The 440-nt window shown below is 50.5% G+C and carries 1 rRNA gene; it reads left to right on the top strand.

Features of this window, described 5'->3' with window-relative positions:
- Positions 1-235 precede the first annotated feature (235 nt).
- Positions 236-440: ribosomal RNA gene (locus G5A07_RS21165) — 16S ribosomal RNA — on the top strand; the annotation flags it as partial.

Here is a 440-nt window from a genome sequence, read left to right as displayed (position 1 = left end):
ATAATGGGCGGCTCGCTACGAAGGAAACTTCGCAGCACACGGGAACGGCGCTGAGGCCACTTCCCCGGATCTTTGAAAGTATGCGCAGGTATCTTGTGAAGGCGCCTGCAGGAAGGATGATTGTCCATCTTGCAGACGTTTGATCAAGCAACTATTAATTGTTTTAAAGCAAGCGATACGTTGCCAGAATCAATCATCTGCAGCTTTAAATTTTGATCTTCGGATCATGTCGTTTTAAGTGAAGAGTTTGATCCTGGCTCAGAGTGAACGCTGGCGGTAGGCCTAACACATGCAAGTCGAACGGCAGCACAGAGGAGCTTGCTCCTTGGGTGGCGAGTGGCGGACGGGTGAGGAATACATCGGAATCTACTCTGTCGTGGGGGATAACGTAGGGAAACTTACGCTAATACCGCATACGACCTACGGGTGAAAGCAGGGGA

It is taken from the genome of Stenotrophomonas sp. AS012628, assembly GCF_010608305.1.
Taxonomy (GTDB): domain Bacteria; phylum Pseudomonadota; class Gammaproteobacteria; order Xanthomonadales; family Xanthomonadaceae; genus Stenotrophomonas; species Stenotrophomonas geniculata.
Note: the sequence above shows the minus strand (reverse complement) of the source record. Positions and strands in the feature narration are given on the sequence as shown.